Genomic DNA, 19,428 nt, shown 5'->3' on the forward strand with positions numbered 1-19,428 from the left:
GCAACGGCCGCGCCGGCGCCCGGGCCGCACAGACGACGGCACCGCCCGCGAAGCCGTCGGCACCGGCCGGGCTCCTCCGCGGCACGGTCACGGCGACTCCGCACAGCCTCTAGGGTGACGGTTCGGGCGGTACCGCCCGAACCCAGCGGCCGGAGGACCCATGTCACCCAAGAAGAGGAAGACCCGCCGACCCCGACCCGCACGGCGCACCGAGCCCGTCTCCGGGGTGAAGGTCAGCCGTACGCCCGTGGTGGTGGAGGAGCCGCCGCCGCGCTGGCCGATGCTGGTGTGGGGCACGCTGGTGGTGGTGTGGGTACTGGGGACGCTGGCGGCCTTCATGCGGGTGCTGGCCTCGGCCGGGGTGATGCCCGAGGACGTCACCGACGAGGTACGCAGCCACGGCGCCTGGGCGCTGCTGTGGATGCTGGTGTTCGCGCTGGGCACGCCGCTGGTGGGCGTGGTGTGGGCGGCACTGCTGCGCCGCCGGGTCGCCGCGGCCCTGTTCGGCTGCGCGCTGCTGGGCTCGGCCGCCGTCCTGTGGCTGTTCGCCCCGCCCGCCGAGGTGTGGGCGGCGCTGCGCGTGGGCCTGGCACTGTGAGGGTCGGTGGCGGGCCGCACCGCCGGTGGTCCCTGCGTCACCGGGGCGGCTCACCGGATGTCACCGGATCTTGAGCCAAGATGGAGAGCAGGAACAACGGGATGCGGACCGGTGCGCCGCGGTCCGTGGAAGCCGCCCGTCGCGCATCCCACCGCACGCGGGTGGCTGGTGCCACCGTGATCCGATTGGGGCTGTGAGCGTACCGTGCCCGAAATGTGGAAAAATGCCCAGGTGATCGATGCTTTTCGTGCCGCCTTCCAGGAGTTGATCGACGCCTCCCTCCTGGGCGACCCGCAGCGTTTCGGCCCTGCGGTGGGCCGGGTCTACGAGCTCGCCTCCCACGTTCCGGTCTCCGAACGGGAGATCGCCCTGGAGGCGCTGGGGCCGATCTTCTCCGGACACCACGCCGGTCCGGGAATCGAGGCCGACCTGACCGTCGTCGCCGGCGCCCTGGTGGAGATGGGCACCCAGCCGGGCACCACCGGCATCGAGGTGCTGCGCCTGCTGCGTGAGACCGGCCGGGCCGCGGGCATGTTCCTGCACGCCTGGGACAAGGTCGGCGACGGCCCACCCCCCGACCCCGACCAGGTCACCGCCGCCGACGAGACCAGGGTCGCCACGGTCCTGGGCGACTCCGCGCCGGTGGCGACCCTGTGCTGGTGGACCGCGCGCCGCTACGGCCTGTCCGCCAAGACCATGCTGAGTTCGGCGCAGGTGCGCGCGACCGTGCGCGAGGACACCGAGATGCACGGCGACCTGCTGGCCATCGCCGCCCAACTCTCCGCGCACCTGGCCGAGTTCGGCGAGGTGGCCGCCCTGCTGCGGATGGACGAGGTCTCCTCGGCCCTGGTGCTGGACCGCTCCTCCCGCCGCGGGTTCCGGGTGCGTTTCGAGGGTATCGCCGACAACTTCCAACTGCACACCCTGCTGGCCGACGCCCTGATCGGCGAAGAGGGGCAGGGCCTGGCCGGGCAGCGCCCCGACCCGCGGTGGGTGGCGGCCTTCCGCAACTCCGACCCCGACCCGCAGGCCAAGATCGTCCACGGCTGGTGGAACCTGGTGGGCGCGGACGGCACCTGGGTGTGGAACGAGGGGGTGCCCTCCGACATCCCGCTGCTGCAGGGGGAGCGCGTCCTGATCCTGGAGGAGCAGACCTACCCGCGCTCCTGGAACGCCGGACGCATCTACCCGCTGGTCGAGGGATCCCTGTGGGTGGTGGAGGAGCTGCCGGCCGAGCAGGCCGAGTACTGGTGGTCCCTGGTGGAGCCCGAGGACGCCGCGCCCGCCCTGCCCGCCGCGGACACCGCGGACGACAGCGGCGAGCCGTCGGCGGCCGCATCGTGGTGGGAGGAGCCCTCCGCGCCGGCCCCGGACCAGCCCGAGGCCCCACCGGCTCCCACAGCGCAGGAACCGGCCCAGTGGTGGGAGGAGTCCGAGGCGCACACCCGGACCCCGCAGCCGCACGGCGGCGACACCGCGGAAGCGGCGGGCGAAGCCCCGGCCCCCTGGTGGGAGGAGCCCGCCGGATCCGCGCCCGAGCCGGTTCCCGCGGCGCCGGACGAGGCGGCCCCCGCCACCGCCGAGCCCGAGCCGGCGGTCGGCGACGCCGAGGCACCGGGGGCACCCGAGCCGCCCGCGGCAGCGGAACCGCTGTCCAGGACCGAGGTGATTCCCGTCCTCACCGAGGAGATGCTGGCCGCCTACGACGAGGCCCGCCGCGACGGCACCCCCGAGGACGAGGAGGAAGCCGAGCCCCGACGCGACGCCCCCGGCTCCACCCTGCTGCCGCCGCTGCCCCCGGGAGTGTCCGACAGCTCCGGCTGGGGGCCCAGCTGGCGGTGATGCGCCACCGGTTCGTTTCTCACCCCGGTTTCCGGGGTGGGAAACGAACCGGTGCGTGACGGGAGAACCGTCGAAACCCCCAGCCCTAATCCTCTTCGTCCTCCTCCATCAGCTCCGAAAAACTGCTCTCGCCTTCGGAGTCGAGGGCGTGCGCCCCGCGGGGACGGTAACTGCGCCACCGGGAGGGGAAGAACAGCGGAACGAGCAGCGCCAGCGCCAACGGCAACAGCAGTCCCGTCTCCATCAGGACGAGCGTCCCCTCCCAGCCGGGAATCCGGACGCTGCCCAGCACCGGAAGGCCCACCGTGTCGGGAACACGGTCGGCCCACGCAGGACGCAGCAGGTGGACAACGGTCAGCCCCGCCAGGAGCAGGCCCGCCATGCCGGGAATCAGCGGAGTCAGTTTGGGCGGCACCAGGATCAGCGCGACCAGCAGCGCGAGTGCGGCCAGCACGGCGAGCGTGAGGAGTTCGCCCGCGCCGAGAAAACCGCGGCTGGACTCGGACAGGGCGGCGGCCCGCGGTGCGACCCACCCGCTCGCCAACAGGAGGGCGGGACCCAGCAGCAGCCCGAAGACAAAACCAAAGAAATGTCGCACGGGGGATGACTCCTCTCAAAAATCACGAGCACCCTACCGACAAATCACCCCCGGTGGACCGTCCGAGCACGCCGTGATTTCCGCGTGATACCCACTTCTTCGGCAATGCCCGGGTTTTTCCGCCATGTCGACCGGCCCGTGACCGACGCCGCGTCCCCGCCACGTACGACGCCCTAGGCTGGAATCATGGACGTTCCGCACGCCGCCGAGTCCGGCAACGTCGACCCCGACGTCGTCGAACTGGCCACCAAGATCTTCGCCATGGCCCGCGCCGGCGACACCGCCTCCCTGGACGCCTACCTGAGCGCAGGCGTGCCCGCCAACCTCACCAACGACAGCGGCGACACCCTGGTCATGCTGGCCGCCTACCACGGCCACGCCGAGACCGTGGCCTGCCTGTGCCGCCACGGCGCCGACGTCAACCGCCTCAACGACCGGGGCCAGTCACCCCTGGCGGGAGCGGTGTTCAAGGGCGAGGACGCCGTCGTGCGGACCCTGCTCGACCACGGCGCCGACCCCGACCTGGGCCGGCCCTCGGCCACCGAGGCCGCCCGCCTGTTCGCCAAGGAGCACTACCTCGAACTGTTCGAACGCGAATGAGCCACCACCCCCCGTTCCTCAGCGGTCCCCCCACCGGCCCCGTCCCCGTCCCACCGCCGCTCCCCGTCCACGCCGACGGGCACGCCGCCCACCCGGTGTGGCGCAACGAACTGGGCGGGCTCACCTTCCGCATCGACCACCCCGACAGGCCCCGCTTCGCCAAGTGGGCGCCCGCCGGCAGCGGACTGGACCTGGCCGCCGAAGCCCGACGGCTGGCCTGGGCCGCGGCCTTCACCCCCGTGCCCCGGGTCCTGGACCACGGCGCCGACGCCACCGGCACGTGGCTGCTGACCGCCGCCCTGGACGGCACCAGCGCCGTCGCCCCCCGCTGGAGAGCCGAACCGGCCGTCGCCGTGCGCGCCATCGGCGAGGGCCTGCGCGCCCTGCACGAGGCGCTGCCCGTCTCCGAGTGCCCCTTCGACTGGACCGTGCCCCGGCGCCTGGCGCGGGCCCGCGCCCGCACCCTGCTCGACCAGGCCCCGCCCGTCGACCGGCCCGTGGTCTGCCACGGCGACCCGTGCGCCCCCACCACCCTCATCGGCGACGACGGCCGCTGGAGCGGCCACGTCGACCTGGGCGCCCTCGGCGTCGCCGACCGGTGGGCCGACCTCGCCGTGGCCGCCTGGAGCACCGAGTGGAACTACGGCCCAGGCTGGCAGGAAGCACTCATCGACGCCTACGGCCTCACCCCCGACCCCGAGCGCCTCGCCTACTACCGCGCCCTGTGGGACGCCACCTGAGACCCGCCCGACCGTGCCAGCCAGGACACGCCCCGGGGCGTCCGGACCCGGCGGACGCGCCCAACAACTGCTCTGCCCCCGGCGAATCCGACACCGTGCGCGGCATGGCACAGCCACGGCGGCGCGGGGAAACCGCACCCCCGGAGGACGCGGCCGCCTCCCGCCCCGCACCACTGCACCCCCGGCATCCCCCACCACCCCGCGGACACCGCCTCGCGGAGAGTCCCGCCGCCCGGCTGCCCCGCCCCGCGACAGACCAGCCGGGGTGAGGGGAGAGACCGCCGCGCGGCGGGCAGGATGGTTCACACACCCTGTCCCAGGAAGAGCCCCAGTGAACAATTCACCCCACCCCGACCCGGTCTTCGACCCCGACCTGCCCGAAGACGTGCGCGCACTGCTGCGCTCGGCCCACGACGAGCCCCGCCCCGACAACACGCCGCGCCGTCCCCGCCTGGTGCCGCGCCCCCTGGCCGAACACCCCGTGGCCGCCACCCTGGCCACCGTGCTCGTCCTGCTGGTAGGCCTGCGCCTGATGGCCCGCGTGTTCGTATTCGTCGCCGCCGTCGCACTGGTGGTGGCCGCGGTGGTGCTGCTCGTCAACGCCCTGGCCCCGCGCCGCGACCCGCACCGGGCAGCCCGCCGCGCCCTGCAGCAGCACCGCGACCGCTGCGTCACCGCCGCCGACCTCGACCCCGAGGCGGCCGCGCTGCTGGCCCGCGCCCAACGGGCGGCAGCCGCGATCGACAACGCCCAGGTGGTACGCGACGACGTCATCGACACCGCCCTGACCACCGCGGTGCTGCCCCGCCAACTGTGGGAGACCGCCACCGCGCTGCGCCGCATCACCGAACTGCGGTCCCGCCCCACCCCCGAAGACAGCGGCGACACCGAGATCACCGCCCTGCTCGCCGACCGCGACCGCGCGCTGCGGACCGTGCAGCGGTCGGTGGAGGCCCGCGTCAACGCGTTGGAGGACTACGCCGACCGCGTCGCCGAGGCCGACCGCGCCTGGCAGCGCGTGGCGACCCTGCGCCGCCTCATCGCCGAACAGGAGGAGCTGCGCGACCTGCTGGCCGCCACCGCCGCCGACGAGACCGCGGTACGGGAACTGGCCGACCTCACCGAACGCGCCGAAGCCGCCGAGGCGCACCTGCGCACGGCGGCGAGCCAGGCCGCCGAGGCCGCCTCCCGCCTGTCCGGCACCGACTGACCCGTCATGCCCACCGTGCGGGACGGCCGTGCTCCAGGTAGTGGACACCGTCGGTCCGACCGTCCACACACGCCCCGATCCGGCGGGCCTGGGGCTCGGGCAGGTACTCGCCGATCCGGTCGGGTTCCACCAGGTGCGCGGCGCTGAGCTCCTCGGGGGGCAGCCGCACCGCCTCGAACTGCCCCGGCGCCAGACGCCCCCCGAACACGAACACGGTGGCCGGACGCCGGTCCGGGCTGGCCTGCGCGGGCAACCAGTCCACACACACCAGCCCGCTCAACCGGGGGGTGAACCCGAGCTCCTCGGCGCACTCGCGCAGACACGCCCCCAACGGCGACTCACCCATCTCGATCACCCCGCCCGGCAGCCCCCAGCCGGGCCGGTAGGTGGGCTTGACCAGCAGCACACGTCCCACGTCGTCGCGCAGCAGCGCACTGGCGGCGCCCCGGGTGCGCGGCAGGCTCTCGAAGAACTCCAACTCGCTGTCGGCCATGCCCAGCACCCTAGCCACCGCCACGGCCGCGGGGCAGGGCCCCGAACAGACCCGAACACCCCGGCACAGCCCGAGAAGGACACCCCACCCGGACACGCCCGGCCCACAACGCGGCCGAAGGCCACGGGCGCGCAGGCCCCCGGCCGTCCCAGCGACCGGCCACCACGGCCCGCCGCGGTCCGGTCAGTCGCGGGTACGGCCGTGCTCGCGGTCGTAGCGCCGCTTGAAGTCGGCGCGCAGCCGCGCCGACTCCGCCGGGTCGTCGCGGTGCAGCGCGTCGTACTCCTCCACCGGAATGGAGTGCCGGGCGTAGTGGTCGTAGTCGAGGTCTCCGGGCCGCAGCACCGCCGCCCCGCAGCCCACAGCGGGCTCGTCCAGGTCGGCGTAGCTGACCGGGACGCACAGACTTCCGTCCGGGTAGCGGACCGCGAGGACACGATTCACGCCATCACCCCATAGTTGCGTTGGAAGTACTCCACCACAGCGTAGGCGAGGTCCACCTGCCCGCCCAGCATGTTCACCAGCACCTGCTCCTTGCGGGCCAGAGTGATGGCGAAGCACTCCGCCCACCACTCGTGGCGGCGGTGCCAGTACTCCTCCACCAGGTACGGCAGGCACGCCTCGTGCAGGTCCCGCCACTGGCGGGTCTCCGACATCATGCGGTCGGCCAGGTCCAGCACGTGCCCGATCTCGTGGAACACCAGCGACACCGAGGTGTGGGGGTTGCTGCCCAGCACCAGGAAACCGAAACGGTAGATCCCGGCGAGCCGGTCGAAGGTGGGGGCGTGCGGGTCGTCGGGGTCGGTGGAGACCCCACGCAGGTGGTTGAAGCAGTTCAGGTCGGCGACCGACCCCTCACCGATGTAGATGCCGTTGACCTCCTCGATGACGCGGTCGACGATGGGGAAGGGGAGACTGGCCAGCGCTTCGATGTGGTCCAGGACACGGGGCGAGGGGATGGTTCCGGCGGGCCAACGGCGGTGCAGCACCGTCTCCAGCCGACCCAGGTGCCGCCGCCCGTCATCGGGGAGCGGGCGCACCCCCTGGGGGTGCGGGCCGCATTCCAGGCTTTCGTTCACGAGTAAGCAACATAGAACGTGTCCGGACCGGCGGAGGACACCGGGAGCGGCGTGGCGCACCTCCACCCCTGTTCAACCGGGTTCCGGCACGCCAGGTGAGGTCCGCCTCACCGCTCGGAGCCGCCCTCCTCCTCCCGGACGGCGGAGCGGCCCGCCACCGCGTCGGCCGCGTCGATCACCAGCCGGGTGAAGATCTCCGACTGGTCCAGGTTCACCATGTGGCCCGCGCGCGGCACCACCAGCAGACGCCCGTCCACGCACGCCTCCAGAAACAGCCTCTCGTGGATGCGAAAGTGGTCCCGGGCCCCGTTGACCAGCCACACCGTTCCCGGATAGGCGGACAGCAGCGACAGCACGTCCAGGTCGGTGATCTCCTCGATCACCGCACGCCCCACCTCCATGGCCAGCCCGCCGTCCAGGACCGCCTCGGCCCCCTCGGCGGGCAGCGTCAGCCGGTGGAAGCGCTCGTTGACCGACTGACCCCGGTCCGGCAACCGGTCCAGCAGCGCCGTGGGGATCCGGTACATGTTCGCCCACCCGTGCACCGGACGCGCCGAACAGCCCGCCGCCACCAGGCCCGCCACCCGCCGCGGATAGGCCGCGGCCGCGGCGATCGAGACGAACCCGCCCAGACTCAACCCCACCACCAGTGCGGGAGCGCCCACCGAGTCCACCGCGTCACGCACCGTCTCCACCGCACGCCCCAGGGTGAACGGCTCACCCCGCCGGGACCCGTGGCCGGGCAGGTCCACGGCCACCACGGTGCGCCCCTGCTCCTCCAGGGCGGCCACCTGCGGCCGCCACATGGTCCTCGACGTCCGCAGGCCGTGCACCAGCACGATCGGCACGCGCATCAGGCCGCCTCCCAACCCCGACCAAACCGTCACCGGAGCCCATTCTTCCCGCCCCGGCCCGGACGACGCGGACTAGTCGCTGTAGACCACGGTGACCGGCGCGTGGTCGGACCACCGCTGGTCGTGGGAGGACGCCCGCTCCACCCACGCCTGCTCGGCGCGCTCCGCCAGCGCCGGAGTGGCCACGTGCAGGTCGATACGCCAGCCCGCGTCGTTGTCGAAGGCCCGGCCCCGGTAGGACCACCACGTGTAGGGCCCCTCCTGGTCGGGGTGCAGGGACCGCACCACGTCGACGTACCCGGCCTCGTCGTAGACCCGCGACAGCCACTCCCGCTCCTCCGGCAGGAAACCCGAGTTCCTGCGGTTGCCCCGCCAGTTCTTCAGGTCGGCCTCCCGGTGCGCGATGTTCCAGTCGCCGCACACCACCAGGTCGCGGCCCTGCGCCTCCACCTCGGCACGGCGGCGCACCAGATAGGGCAGGAACTCCGCCATGAACCGCTCCTTCTCCTCCTGCAGCGGCGTGTCCACCTGGCCGGAGGGCAGGTACAGGCTGGCCACGCTCACCGGCCCGAAGTCGGCCTCCACGTAGCGGCCCGAGTCCGCGAACTCCGCGGAGCCGAAACCGGTCCGCACGGCGTCGGGAGCAGTGCGCGAGTACAGCGCCACCCCGGAGCGGCCCTTGGCCGAGGAAGGTTCCAGCACCACGTGCCACCCGTCGGGCCGGGCCACCTCGGCGGGCAGCTGCGACAGCTCCGCGCGGGTCTCCTGCAGGCACACCACCTCGGCTTTGGTGCCGGCCAGCCACTCCACGAACCCCTTGCGGGCGGCGGCGCGCAGCCCGTTCACGTTGACCGTCGAAATGATCAAGAAAACCTCATCACTGGTCGATACTGGTCGATCGAATCGGAGCCCCGGGCACGGCGGCGCACCGGGCTCCCGGCCGTCCCGCAGCACCCCTCCCACACCTACACCCGCCCGGTTGCTTCACTTCAGCGTGGCCTCGCAGCGGCGTTGGATCCGGCGGAGCAGTTCGCGGTTGGTGTCCAGGTCCTTGGCGACCCGGTCCTGCAGGACGCCGTTCTCGCGTGCTTCCCCCAGCGCTCTGCCGAACTCCAGGCGTGCGCGCAGGGCCTCAGCTTCGGCTTCCTCCATGCGTCGCATCAGTCCGGCGAGGCGGCCGTCTCGGGGAGCTCGGGGAGGAGGGGCCGGGCTTCGTCTCGACCTCATGCGCTCATCTTCGCACGGGCATGCCACCGCCTCCTGCTCGCGCGACGGCCGAGCACCGCACCAGGGGCGACAGGACGGCCGAACGGTCGACAGCACCCCCGGGCCGGGACGGAGCCGCGGCGATCTCCCTCCCCGGTCCGAGCACCTCCTGCGGCCGCCACCAGCCGAGCGGCCCCACCCGGAACATCCCGCACACGGGAGAGGGGCCCCGCCTCCACCCGCAACAGCACCAAGGAGTTCGTCACTCATGCCGTGGGTCAGACTCGGCGACCGCTTCCCCGCCAACCGGAAGATCCGGCTGCTGCCGCACCAGGCATTCCGCCTCTACGTGTCGTCGCTGTGCTACGCCGCCGAGAACCTCACCGACGGGCACATTCCCGCCGAGGAACTGCGTCTCGTCGCGGACGTGAGAGCACCCCGCAAGTTCGCGTCGGAACTCGTCGCACGGGGCCTGTGGACAGTCAGCGAACGAGGCGGCCGGGACATTCCACGACCACCTCGAACACCACCCCAGCGTGGGACGAGGCCCTCACCGCCCTGCCCGCAGCCCCGCGCAAAACCCCGTGGATCTCCCCGTCCACCATCCACGCCGAGGTCGTAGCCGCCCGCACCGGGAAACGCAAACACCACGTCGCTGCCCCGCCTCCCGTCGACCCCGACGACGTCGCCGCCTACCTGACCCACCTGCGCGCCGCCCCGGCCGGCCCCCACACGTCCACCGGCATGGACAAGGTGACCCCGGACCGCCGCACCCGACTGCGCGCGGGCACACCACGCATGGTCACCCCCACCGCACCACCCGCCGACGACCGCAGAAGCGAAGCGAGCAGACACGCGCCGCGCTGGCCCAGGCACGGCACCGGTGCGCACAGGCCTCGGCGCAACTGCGCGCCAGGCAGCAGGAACCACCGACCACGGCGGAACAGCCGCACACCCGGCCGCCCCACACAGCCCCCGCACCTCCCACCGCCGACCATCCGTCCCCCCATACCGGCCCCATCCGAGCCGCCGATGAGGTAAAAGCAGAGGAGAAGACCCCCTGCCCCGCCTCGTCCGCCCGGTTCGGAGAGGAGGACAGCGACGCGCTCCCCACCGACGGGAACCGTCCTGAACCCGATGAGCGCCGCCCCCGACACCACCGCCCAGCCGCCGTCGACCATGCGCGCCCTCGACGCCGTCGACGAGTACCTGACGGTCCGCATGGCCGCCAAACCCTCCCCGCACACCCTCGCTGCCTACCGGCGCGACCTGACCGCGGTCCTGGAGTGCGCCGCCCACGTCAACCGGACGCCCACTAGCAGCCTCACCCTCGCCGACCTCACCGGCGGCCTGCTGCGCCACGCCTTCGCCGCCTTCGCCGCCGACCGGGCCGCCTCCAGCGTGCTGCGCGCCTGGTCCACCTGGAACGGCTTCTTCTCCTTTCTCGTCGCCGAGAACCTGGTCGACGGCAACCCCATGCCCGCCGTGCCCCGGCCCCGCCCCCCACAACCCCGCCCCAAACCCCTCCTGGGCGAGGACACCCCCGAACGACTGCTCACCGCCCTGGCCCGGGGCTGCCGCCGCGCCCGCGACCCCTGGCCCGAACGCGACCTGGCCGTGCTGGCGCTGGCCCTGCTCACCGGACTGCGCTCCGCCGAGATGCTCGCGCTGCGCCTGGACTCCCTGAGCGGCCGACCGGGGGAGCGGCGCCTACGCGTCGTCGGCAAGGGCGGCCGCACCCGCTCCCTTCCGGTGGAAGCCCCACTGGAAGCCGTCATCGACGCCTACCTGGCCACCCGCCGGACCCGCTTCACCACCCGGCTCACCGGGGACGCCCCGCTGCTGGTCGACAACCGCGGCCAGGCCCTGCGCCGCGGCGGCCTGCAGTACCTGGTCCGCCAGTGCTACCGGCACGCCGGCGTCTACGACCGCGTCTCCCGCGGCACCCTGGTCCACGCCCTGCGCCACACCTTCGCCACCCGCCTGGCGGAGGACGGCGCCTCCGTCACCGAGATCATGCACCTGCTCGGCCACACCTCCGTGGCCTCCTCACAGGCCTACATCGACGTCACCGCACGCTCCCAGCGCGAGGCCGCCCGCGCCAACCGCACCTACGCGGTCCTGCGCCGCCTCACCGGCAACGGCGCAGGCCCACGCCCCGCCCCCCACCAGCCCCGGAGGACGGCACCGGCGACCGGAGGGGCGGGCCCGACCGGCCACGACGCCGACGAGGAGCACGGACACGGCACCACCGACCGCACCGGCACCGCCTGACCGGAGCAACCCGCCCGGAACCCACCCCCCACAGGAGGTGAGCACCCGAAACGGCACGGTCCCCGTCCCGCAGCTCCGCCTAGCCGCGGGGCGTCTCGGCGAACACGATCTCGTTGCCCCACGGGTCACGCACGTGGGCGTACCGGGCCCCCGGCTCTCCCACGGGCCCCAGGTGCGGCACCACCCCCGCCCCGGCGAGACGGCCCAGATCGGCGTCGAGGTCGTCGCTGTACAGCACGAGCAGGGGCGCCCCCGCCGTCCGGGAGCCCGCACGGCCGTCCGCAACAGGCATCAGCCACAGCCCTGGACCGTCGACCGCGCCCGGACCCACGTGGACGGAACGGAACCCGGACGCGAGCACCTCGTCGAACAGCACGCGGAAGCCGAGGACCCCGCCGTAGAAGCCGATCGCCTCCTCCAGATCAGCGACGGGCACGGTGAGCCGACCGATACGGGGCATGGTTCCTCCGGGGGAGACGGTGGTTCAGGAGAACGCCAGGGTAGGGGAGAGCGGTGACACCCCGACCCCCGCACACAACGGCGGGCGAGCCGCCCCCACGCGACCCGCCCGACCCACCATCCCCGCTCAGGGGATGCGTTTGGCCACCCACGAGGACACCACGTGCAGCGGCCACTCCAACGGGCCCCGCCGCTTGACCACCAGACGCCACAGGGTGGCGAACAGCAGCGCACCCAACAGGACCGTCAGGCTCAGCCACTCCGAGACGAAGGACAGCGGAGTGCCGTCCAGCATGCTGTTCTCGTCCAGCCAGATCACCAGGATGTGCCCCACATAGGTGGTCAGGGCCAGCGCGCCCACCGACGCCAACGGGTAGACCAGCCAGCTCGCCCGCCCCAGGGCGTCGGTGACGATCAGGCACAGCCCCAGCAGGGCGATCGCCACCCCGCCGGCGCCGTAGACGTCCAGCGGGGTGCCGCTGTGCGGCGCGGTCACCAGCAGCCACGCCCAGTCGGTGGTGGGCACCGTGCCGCCCATCCCCTCGACGAACAGCTGGTCGAACCCCTCGGCCCCGAAGGCGGCACCGGTGTCGGGGTCCACGGTGGCGGCCAGGCGCGCGTCCACCCCCACCACGCGCACCGCCAGGTAGGACAGGGTGTAGGCCGCGGCCGCCAGCCCCGCGCCCAGGGCGACCAGACGCCAGCGCACCCGCGTGTCCCACAGGTCGAGCCGACCGATCGCCAGGCCCGCGAAGATGAACGGCAGCCAGGTGATCGCCGGGTAGGACCCGGTCAGCAGGAAGTTCACGACCCCGTCGTCGGCCAGCGCCACGAACGGGTCGTAGGCGTTGACGGTGGCGACGACACGTGCCGGCGTCCCGCCCGCGTCGATCAGGGAGCGCACCCAGAACGACACGATCGGGCCGACCACGCCCAGGACCGCGGCGGCGCCCGCGATGATGCCCCACCGCTCGGTCAGCAGCATGCAGGTGAACACGAAGAGCACCGCGTAGTAGGCGAGGATCACCGAGACCGGGGTGCCCAGCATGGTCAGGGCCGTGCCCAGCGCGAGCATGATGACGGCGCGCACGACCACCCGCCACAGCGCCACGCCCAGGTCCTTGTTGACCTTGCGGTCGCGTCCGCCCGACATCAGCGCGATGGACACGCCCGCCAGCAGTGCGAACAGCGCGGCAGAGCGTCCCGCCGCGACCGGCTGCAGCGGGTTGGAGCCGTCGGAGAGGGTCCACCCCACTCCCACGTGCACCACGAACATGCCCAGGATCGCCACACCGCGGGCGACGTCCACCCCGACCAGGCGGGGAACGGGCGGTTTGATCGGCGGGGAGGCGGCCTCCTCGGCGCGGCGGCGTCGTCGGCCGGGGCGCGGAGGCGGGGCAGGAGGGTCCGTCTCGGGCAGAGGAACGGAACCGGGGAAAGGAGCAGCGGATGGGCTGGAACTGTTCGACACGCCTATGAGGATCTCCCGACCAAACCCCAGTGCCCAGTCTTTTAACCCACTTGTGACCAGTTGTGGCCAAGTCCGGTTTGGTGTCGGGATGGGGTCAACCGGGCTGGGGGCTCATGCGTCGGAAAGGCTCCGCCGGTGCGTGGGGGAGAGGGGCGCCAAGGCGTGCACGAGGTGCTGCGGAATGGGGTGCGGGGCTGGGGAGACGAGGGGGTGGGAATGGACGGTGTGTCGAACAGGTCCGGAAAACGAACCCGGTTCAGGGAACCGTACGCGGGAAGCCCCGGAACATCAAGACAAATGCTGCATAAAACAAGTTATGCAGCAAAAATTGCTGCGGCGGAATGCCGGCGCCGAAGCGGCGGCGCGCACCGGAGGTCGGCCGGGCAGGTGGACGGTGGCTCGGCCGCGTCCGCATGGATACGGATGGGGCCGACCGTGCGCGGGACGGCGTGCGTCCGGACGCGTTTGCCGTGCGCGGGACGGTCCGCCCTGGCCGGCAGTGGCGCTCTGGTGCGGCCTCCGACACGGAGAACCCCGGAATCCGCCGAGTGTGCCCGGTGGGCCCGGGGGCGCGGCGGGGCAGGCCCCGCCGCTTCTACTTGACATAATGTATGTTATCGGCGAAGCGGGAGAGGGGAGTGCGGGCCCGAAGAGCCCCTGGTCAGCGCACGCGCCCGGGACACCGCCGCCGGGCCGCGCGGTGCGCTGTCTGCGGCAGGCGCCCGGCCCCGTCCACCCGCCGGCCGTCCGGCACACCGTGCCCGCGCCGACAGGTCCGGGCGGCACAGCGCATCCGGTCGGCGAACCGGTTCCCCCGAGGGGCGCGGACCGTGCGGTGGTGGACCGACGTCGGCGAACCGGTTCCCCCGAGGGGCGCGGACCGTGCGGTGGTGGACCGACGCGGACATCCTGCTCCGTTCCGGCGGAGGCGACGGGGCAGGAAGAGCCCGGCTCCCCCGCCGCGTTGCCGGAGGCGGCCGCTCCCCCGCCGTCGGCAATCCGCTGTTCCTTCTGTTGTCCCCTCCGCGGTTCCCCTAGTGTGGTCGCCATGTGGCAGCGTGACATGGACCTTGTGGTGCCCCTGTGGCAGGGCGGCGACGACGTGCGCGTCGCGGCCGGGGCGGGTGTGCTGGCACGGCTGGTGTCGGCCACGGGGTCCCGGATGCACATGGCCGTGTTGGACGGTCGGCGCGGTGCCGTCGACGGTGTGCGCAACCTGGAGCTGGTGGCCCAGGCGGTGCGGCAGGTGCGCACGCGCATGGCCAGACGCGACCCGGCGCGGGTGCTGACCCTGGGCGGGGACTGCACCTGCGACCTGGCGGTCGTGGAGCACCTGGCCCGCCGCCACCCGGGCATGGTCGTGTACTGGGTGGACGCGCACGCCGACCTGAACACCCCGGCCTCCTCCCCCAGCGGGCTGGCGCACGGCATGGCGCTGCGGCTGCTGCTGGGCGAGGGGCACCCGGCGCTGCTCGGCCGGACCCGTCTGGTGCCGTCGCAGGTGACGCTGGTGGGGGCACGGGTGGCCGATCCGGGCGAGGTGGAGTTCGTGCGTGCCGCGCGGATCGGCGTGGTCGACACCACGCGGTTGACCGCGGACGCGCGGTCGGTGGTGGCGGGGCGGCTGCCGGGCACTCCGGCCTATATCCATCTGGACCTGGACGTGTGTGATCCGCAGGAGTTTCCCGCGGTGTCGTGTCCGGTGCCGGTGGGGCCGCGGGTGGCGGCGGTGGCGGCGGCGCTGGCCGCGATCGCGGCCCACCACGACGTGGTGGGTGTGGGGGTGTGCGAGTACACGCCCGCGGTCGCCCACGATGAGGGGGTGCTGCGGTCGCTGCTGGGCGCGCTGGGGCTGGTCGAGGCAAAGGCGGCCGCCTCCTGAGGGGCGTGCTGCGGTGTCCGTTCCTCCCACCCTCGGCCGGGGGCGTCCGTGCCGCTGTTGCGGTCCACTTGTCGGGTGGGGCCGGGCTCGACCCGGCTGGGGCGGCTCCCCTCCCCCGGTCGGCGCAGCCTGCCGGAGGTCGGTCCCCGACCGGACTGTTCGACGGTGAACTAGGATCGGGGCGTGGGCAGTGATGCGGAGGAGCGGCAGGACGCGATCGACGTGATCGTCGAGCAGTGGCGGCGGGAGCGCCCCGACCTGGATCTGTCGGCCATGGGGGTCTTCGGGCGGGTGGCACAGCTGGCGCGGGTCCTGGAGCGGGAGACCGACCGGGTGTTCGAGCGTCACGGGTTGCGCCGGGGCGAGTTCGACGTCCTGGCCGCGCTGCGCCGCTGCGGTCCGCCCTACACGCTGATCCCCTCGGAGCTTTCGGCGGCGTTGATGATGTCGCGGGCGGGCATGACCAACCGGTTGGACCGGCTGGAGGCGGCCGGGCTGGTCGAGCGCAGTCTCGATCCCGCGGACCGGCGGAGTTTCCGGGTCGCGTTGACGGCCGGGGGGCTCCGGCTCGTCGACGATGCGCTCACCGAGCACGCGGCCACCCTGGAGCGGCTGGCCGCGTGCCTGACGGAGGAGGAGGCCCGGACGCTGGCCCGGCTGCTGCGCGTGGTGCTGACCACCCACGCCTGAGGCCGCGTGCCCGGGCTAGTCCCGTCGGGGTTGGCGTACGCCGCGCCGCCAGACGTCGGCGATCGCCCGGGTGGCGGTGATGTCGCGGGTGGGGTCGCCGTCGACCAGCAGCAGGTCGGCGCGGAGTCCCGGGGCGATGCGGCCGCGGTCGGACAGGCCGAAGCAGTCGGCCGGGGTGCTGGTGGCCGCGGCGAGGGCCTGGGCGGGGGTGAGGCCGGCCAGGGTCAGCAGCAGTTCGCGGTGCAGGCCGGCGCCGTGCAGGGGGGCGAACGGGTTGGCGTCGGTGTCGGCGAGCAGGCGCACGCCCGCGTCGTGGAGGGTACGGGCGGCGTGCACGGCGTTGGGGGCGCCGTGGGCGTGGACCGGGATGGCGTCGGTGTCGCGGTCGGCGGCGGAGCGGAGGTGGGCGGGCAGGCGGGAGCGGATGCGTTCGTCGCGCAGCAGTTCCCGGTCCTCGCCGGTGCCGGTGAGCGCCTCGAAGTAGGTGAGGGTGTCGTCGACGGTGACGGCGTGGGCGATGACGCGCAGTCCGGCGGCGTGCGCGGCCTCGACGAGGGCGGTGGCCGTCTGGAGGGTCAGGACGGGCAGCGGGGCGCCGGAGGCTGTTCCGCTGTCGATGACGATCTTGAGGTAGTCGGCGCCTTCGGCGAGTCGTGCCTGGACGAACGCCTCGGCCTGTTGCGGTCCGCGCACCGTGTCGAAGGGGCCGGCCGCGTCGCCGAAGTCGCGGGTGCGCATCTCGGGGGAGGTCATGATCTGGCTGGGGTGGCCGCCGGGGGCGGTGGCCAGGGTGGCGGCGCTGCGCAGGTCGGCGGCGTCGTCGCGGTCGGCGGCGCGCCGTTGCCGGGTCAGGTTGGCGGGCAGGCAGAACATGTCGAGTTCGGTGGTCACACCGAAGGTGAGGGCTTGGGCGAGGTCGCCGTCGAAGACGTGGGTGTGGGCGTCGATGAGTCCCGGCAGCAGGGTCTTGCCGGTGCCGTCGATCTCGGTGTCGACGGGGGTGTTGTCGGGGGCGGCGATGCGGTCGCCGTCGATGAGGACGTCGGCGCGTTCGGTGGTGGTTGTGCCGTCGAAGACGCGGACGCCGCGGATGAGGGTACGCACGAACAACTCCAGACAGTTCTATGTCGAATAGTTCGATGCATTACTATCCTGAAGCAAATAAAAAAGCCCTAAGGCTTCCGGAGGCCCTCGGGGGTGCGGGCGGGGATGGCGCAGATGTGCGGCGGGGTGTGGTGGGGGTACCATGCCACCACAATTGTTACCGACTAGTAGTTATGGTTGGGGTTCTCGGCCGTGCCCCGGCACCCGGGCCCCGCCACCCAGCCCGAGGAGCAGCCATGCCCACCCTCGACCGCCACGGCGACGTCTTCGTCCTGCACATCGGAGACACCGAGAACCGCTTCCACCCCGACTGGATCGCCGCGGTCAACACCGCACTGGACGAGGTGGAGAACACCGAGGGGCCACGCGCCCTGGTGACCGCCGCCACCGGCAAGTTCTTCTCCAACGGCCTGGACCTGGAATGGCTCATGGCCCACCCCGAACAGCGCCGCGACTACGTCCTCAGCGTCCACCGCCTCTTCGCACGCGTCCTGAGCCTGCCCCTGGTCACCGTCGCCGCCCTGCAGGGCCACACCTTCGCCGCCGGAGCCATGCTCTCCCTGGCCCACGACTTCCGCGTGATGCGCGCCGACCGGGGCTTTTGGTGCCTGCCCGAAGCCGACATCCACATCCCCTTCACCCCCGGCATGTCCGCGCTCATCCAGGCCCGCCTGACCCCGCAGACCGCCCACGAGGCCATGGTCACCGCCCGCCGCTACGGCGGCCGCGACGCCCAGGCCGCGGGCATCGTCGACCACGCGGTCGCCGAGGACGCCGTGCGCACCACCGCCGTCGACCTCGCCGCCGCGGCGACCACCAAGGCCGGACCCACCGTCGGCACCATCAAGGCCCGCATGTACGGCCCCGTCCTGGACGCGCTCGCCGACACCGACATCCCGCTCACGCTCAGCTGACCCCGCTCCCCACGGCCCCGCCCGCCGCACCGCGGCCACTCCCCCGCCCCGGCCGGGGCGGGGCCGACCAGCCCCGTCGACGCCGTCACCCGCGCGGGGAGCCGACCACCGTGAAAGCCGCGGACGCAACCCGCAGCAGGCACGACCTGATCGACCGCGGCGCAGGCGCCGACCGTGCCGGGCGCGGCGGGCATCCCCCGTCCCCTCCTCCCATGAGGACGTGAGGCCCCCCGAGCGCCGCAGGACGGGCCGCGCAGTCACCGACGCGCCGCGAAGACGGTCAGGGCAGGCGCATCCACCCGGTGCGCGCCCGCCAGGAGCCGCCCCGCTTCATCAGGTCCAGCACGCCGCGCTGCAGACGGGTGGTGGCCTGGACCCGGTCCGGCGCCACCTCGGGGCACTCGAAGACGAACCGGAACATGTCGGCGTCGCCGGGGTTGCCGTGGTCGGTGATGGTGAAGCGGTCCTGGAAGGCGAGGATGTTGGAGGTGGGCGGCAGGTACTCGCGGAGCTGGGGGTCCAGCAGCCAGGAGGTGCAGGTGGCCACGCTCACCCGCTGCCCGGTGACGGCGCGCAGCACCTCCCCGGCGCGGGCCAGGGAGGCGTCCACGGCCTCGGGCAGCAGCGGACCGGCCGCGGGGATGTGCAGACGCGCCACCAGCTGTCCGCTCTGCAGTTCGGCCACGTCGGGGAAGTCGCCGTCCTCCAGGTAGGCCGTCTCGTACTGCAGGCGTCCCACCTCGTACAGCGACCCCCGGTAGTGCAGGGCGATCCAGATGGGCAGGTCCAGGCCCACCCGGCCGTACATGCGGCGGGTCTTGGCGACGTGGCGGCCCAGGTCGGCGATGGTGGCCGCGGTGACGTCGTCGGGGACACCGCGCCCGCGGTGGCCCTCGCGCAGCAGGGGGACGGCGGCCAGGAACGCGTAGATGGGCGCACAGCGCACGCGAGGGTCGTCAGCCGAGGTCAGGTCGGGCCAGTCCACCCAGCCGGGACGGCCCACGTCCGCGATGATCCGGGCGTAGGAGGCGTCCAGCAGCCACCGGGCGGCCTCGGGCCAGTCCGCGTCGGGCCACAGGTCCAGCAGGTCGGCGCGGTCGTCGTCGTGGAACGCGCACGCCTCCAGCAGGTCGCCCGCGGCGTCGGGCGAGGGCAGCGGGACGGGGGGCGGCGAGGGGAACTCGGCGAGGGTGGCCAGAGTGGGGGCCGCATCGGGGACAAGACCCAGGTCCTGGGCGATGGAAGGGAGGTTCATGCCACCATCGTGGCAGAAGAGAACCGTACAGAAAACACCCAATGCTATCCACTAGTTACCCCAGGTAGGAGGGTGTGCGCCGAATTTTCCTTCCGGTGAGGTACACGTCACATCCGGAGCATAGGCTTTGCAGCAAGCACACCTCACAACCGTGACAAC

Annotated in this window: 20 protein-coding genes; 9 read left to right on the plus strand and 11 right to left on the minus strand. The window is 73.1% G+C overall.

The genetic code is table 11. The features are described 5' to 3' along the window. Positions 1-160 precede the first annotated feature (160 nt). Positions 161-598, plus strand: coding sequence for a hypothetical protein (locus FOF52_RS05830; RefSeq protein WP_248592811.1), 438 nt, complete (start codon positions 161-163; stop codon positions 596-598). 231 nt (positions 599-829) lie between these two features. Continuing rightward, a complete protein-coding gene (locus FOF52_RS05835; protein ID WP_248592812.1) occupies positions 830-2,440 on the plus strand; it encodes a hypothetical protein in 1,611 nt (536 codons plus the stop codon). A gap of 85 nt (positions 2,441-2,525) precedes the next feature. On the opposite strand, the gene FOF52_RS05840 is transcribed toward FOF52_RS05835, so the two are convergent. After that, positions 2,526-3,038, minus strand: coding sequence for a hypothetical protein (locus FOF52_RS05840; protein WP_248592813.1), 513 nt, complete (start codon positions 3,036-3,038; stop codon positions 2,526-2,528). 186 nt (positions 3,039-3,224) lie between these two features. On the opposite strand from FOF52_RS05840, the gene FOF52_RS05845 reads away from it, so the two are divergent. The 3 genes from FOF52_RS05845 (at position 3,225) to FOF52_RS05855 (ending at position 5,588) form a co-directional block, all read left to right on the plus strand. Beyond that, positions 3,225-3,638, plus strand: coding sequence for an ankyrin repeat domain-containing protein (locus tag FOF52_RS05845; protein WP_248592814.1), 414 nt, complete (start codon positions 3,225-3,227; stop codon positions 3,636-3,638). Next, on the plus strand, positions 3,635-4,378 hold the full coding sequence (locus FOF52_RS05850) for an aminoglycoside 3'-phosphotransferase (protein ID WP_248592815.1): 744 nt from the start codon (positions 3,635-3,637) through the stop codon (positions 4,376-4,378). The genes FOF52_RS05845 and FOF52_RS05850 overlap by 4 nt, the downstream gene beginning before the upstream one ends. 331 nt (positions 4,379-4,709) lie before the next feature. Then, positions 4,710-5,588: a hypothetical protein gene (locus FOF52_RS05855; RefSeq protein WP_248592816.1), complete on the plus strand. Its 879-nt coding sequence runs from the start codon at positions 4,710-4,712 to the stop codon at positions 5,586-5,588. Between the two features lie 4 nt (positions 5,589-5,592). Here FOF52_RS05855 and FOF52_RS05860 read toward each other — a convergent pair whose 3' ends face one another. The 6 genes from FOF52_RS05860 to FOF52_RS05885 form a co-directional block, all read right to left on the minus strand. Further along, positions 5,593-6,081 (minus strand): NUDIX domain-containing protein, encoded by a 489-nt coding sequence (locus tag FOF52_RS05860; RefSeq protein WP_248592817.1) that lies wholly within the window; start codon positions 6,079-6,081, stop codon positions 5,593-5,595. A 183-nt stretch (positions 6,082-6,264) separates the two neighbouring features. Beyond that, a complete protein-coding gene (locus tag FOF52_RS05865) occupies positions 6,265-6,525 on the minus strand; it encodes a hypothetical protein (protein WP_248592818.1) in 261 nt (86 codons plus the stop codon). After that, positions 6,522-7,160 carry a hypothetical protein gene (locus FOF52_RS05870; protein ID WP_248592819.1) on the minus strand — a complete coding sequence of 213 codons (639 nt, stop codon included), beginning with the start codon at positions 7,158-7,160 and terminating at the stop codon, positions 6,522-6,524. Before FOF52_RS05870 ends, FOF52_RS05865 begins: the two co-directional genes overlap by 4 nt. Before the next feature lie 107 nt (positions 7,161-7,267). After that, entirely contained in the window at positions 7,268-8,014 is a 747-nt protein-coding gene (locus FOF52_RS05875) for an alpha/beta fold hydrolase (RefSeq protein ID WP_248592820.1), read from the minus strand. 72 nt (positions 8,015-8,086) lie between these two features. Continuing rightward, entirely contained in the window at positions 8,087-8,878 is a 792-nt protein-coding gene (locus FOF52_RS05880) for an exodeoxyribonuclease III (protein ID WP_248593763.1), read from the minus strand. Between the two features lie 120 nt (positions 8,879-8,998). Next, positions 8,999-9,166, minus strand: coding sequence for a hypothetical protein (locus FOF52_RS05885; RefSeq protein WP_248592821.1), 168 nt, complete (start codon positions 9,164-9,166; stop codon positions 8,999-9,001). 1,191 nt (positions 9,167-10,357) lie between these two features. On the opposite strand from FOF52_RS05885, the gene FOF52_RS05890 reads away from it, so the two are divergent. After that, on the plus strand, positions 10,358-11,494 hold the full coding sequence (locus tag FOF52_RS05890) for a tyrosine-type recombinase/integrase (protein WP_248592822.1): 1,137 nt from the start codon (positions 10,358-10,360) through the stop codon (positions 11,492-11,494). 79 nt (positions 11,495-11,573) lie between these two features. Here FOF52_RS05890 and FOF52_RS05895 read toward each other — a convergent pair whose 3' ends face one another. Together FOF52_RS05895 and FOF52_RS05900 are read right to left on the minus strand one after the other, a co-directional pair. Continuing rightward, positions 11,574-11,954, minus strand: coding sequence for a VOC family protein (locus tag FOF52_RS05895; protein WP_248592823.1), 381 nt, complete (start codon positions 11,952-11,954; stop codon positions 11,574-11,576). A 126-nt stretch (positions 11,955-12,080) separates the two neighbouring features. Further along, on the minus strand, positions 12,081-13,262 hold the full coding sequence (locus FOF52_RS05900) for a DUF418 domain-containing protein (protein ID WP_248592824.1): 1,182 nt from the start codon (positions 13,260-13,262) through the stop codon (positions 12,081-12,083). Positions 13,263-14,472: 1,210 nt separating this feature from the next. Between FOF52_RS05900 and FOF52_RS05905 the strand changes: the two genes are divergently transcribed. Both FOF52_RS05905 and FOF52_RS05910 read left to right on the plus strand, forming a co-directional pair. After that, on the plus strand, positions 14,473-15,306 hold the full coding sequence (locus tag FOF52_RS05905; RefSeq protein WP_248592825.1) for an arginase family protein: 834 nt from the start codon (positions 14,473-14,475) through the stop codon (positions 15,304-15,306). 183 nt (positions 15,307-15,489) lie between these two features. Continuing rightward, positions 15,490-15,996, plus strand: coding sequence for a MarR family winged helix-turn-helix transcriptional regulator (locus FOF52_RS05910; protein WP_248592826.1), 507 nt, complete (start codon positions 15,490-15,492; stop codon positions 15,994-15,996). A gap of 15 nt (positions 15,997-16,011) precedes the next feature. On the opposite strand, the gene FOF52_RS05915 is transcribed toward FOF52_RS05910, so the two are convergent. Continuing rightward, entirely contained in the window at positions 16,012-17,100 is a 1,089-nt protein-coding gene (locus tag FOF52_RS05915; RefSeq protein ID WP_248592827.1) for an amidohydrolase family protein, read from the minus strand. A gap of 236 nt (positions 17,101-17,336) precedes the next feature. Here FOF52_RS05915 and FOF52_RS05920 point away from each other — a divergent pair, with 236 nt between their 5' ends. Then, a complete protein-coding gene (locus FOF52_RS05920; RefSeq protein ID WP_248592828.1) occupies positions 17,337-18,014 on the plus strand; it encodes an enoyl-CoA hydratase-related protein in 678 nt (225 codons plus the stop codon). Between the two features lie 280 nt (positions 18,015-18,294). Here FOF52_RS05920 and FOF52_RS05925 read toward each other — a convergent pair whose 3' ends face one another. Next, positions 18,295-19,269, minus strand: a complete 975-nt coding sequence (locus tag FOF52_RS05925) for an acyltransferase domain-containing protein (RefSeq protein WP_248592829.1) — start codon at positions 19,267-19,269, stop codon at positions 18,295-18,297. Between the last annotated feature and the right edge of the window lie 159 nt (positions 19,270-19,428).

The sequence above is a fragment of the Thermobifida alba genome (assembly GCF_023208015.1).
In the GTDB taxonomy this organism is placed as follows: domain Bacteria; phylum Actinomycetota; class Actinomycetes; order Streptosporangiales; family Streptosporangiaceae; genus Thermobifida; species Thermobifida alba.

Excerpts from the sequence above, each read along its gene's own strand:
- FOF52_RS05830 (WP_248592811.1), top strand. The coding sequence starts at position 161 with ATGTCACCCAAGAAGAGGAAGACCCGCCGACCCCGACCCGCACGGCGC.
- FOF52_RS05845 (WP_248592814.1), top strand. The coding sequence starts at position 3,225 with ATGGACGTTCCGCACGCCGCCGAGTCCGGCAACGTCGACCCCGACGTC.
- FOF52_RS05850 (WP_248592815.1), top strand. The coding sequence starts at position 3,635 with ATGAGCCACCACCCCCCGTTCCTCAGCGGTCCCCCCACCGGCCCCGTC.
- FOF52_RS05860 (WP_248592817.1), bottom strand. The coding sequence starts at position 6,081 with ATGGCCGACAGCGAGTTGGAGTTCTTCGAGAGCCTGCCGCGCACCCGG.
- FOF52_RS05875 (WP_248592820.1), bottom strand. The coding sequence starts at position 8,014 with ATGCGCGTGCCGATCGTGCTGGTGCACGGCCTGCGGACGTCGAGGACC.
- FOF52_RS05885 (WP_248592821.1), bottom strand. The coding sequence starts at position 9,166 with ATGGAGGAAGCCGAAGCTGAGGCCCTGCGCGCACGCCTGGAGTTCGGC.
- FOF52_RS05890 (WP_248592822.1), top strand. The coding sequence starts at position 10,358 with ATGAGCGCCGCCCCCGACACCACCGCCCAGCCGCCGTCGACCATGCGC.
- FOF52_RS05895 (WP_248592823.1), bottom strand. The coding sequence starts at position 11,954 with ATGCCCCGTATCGGTCGGCTCACCGTGCCCGTCGCTGATCTGGAGGAG.
- FOF52_RS05905 (WP_248592825.1), top strand. The coding sequence starts at position 14,473 with ATGTGGCAGCGTGACATGGACCTTGTGGTGCCCCTGTGGCAGGGCGGC.
- FOF52_RS05920 (WP_248592828.1), top strand. The coding sequence starts at position 17,337 with ATGCCCACCCTCGACCGCCACGGCGACGTCTTCGTCCTGCACATCGGA.
- FOF52_RS05925 (WP_248592829.1), bottom strand. The coding sequence starts at position 19,269 with ATGAACCTCCCTTCCATCGCCCAGGACCTGGGTCTTGTCCCCGATGCG.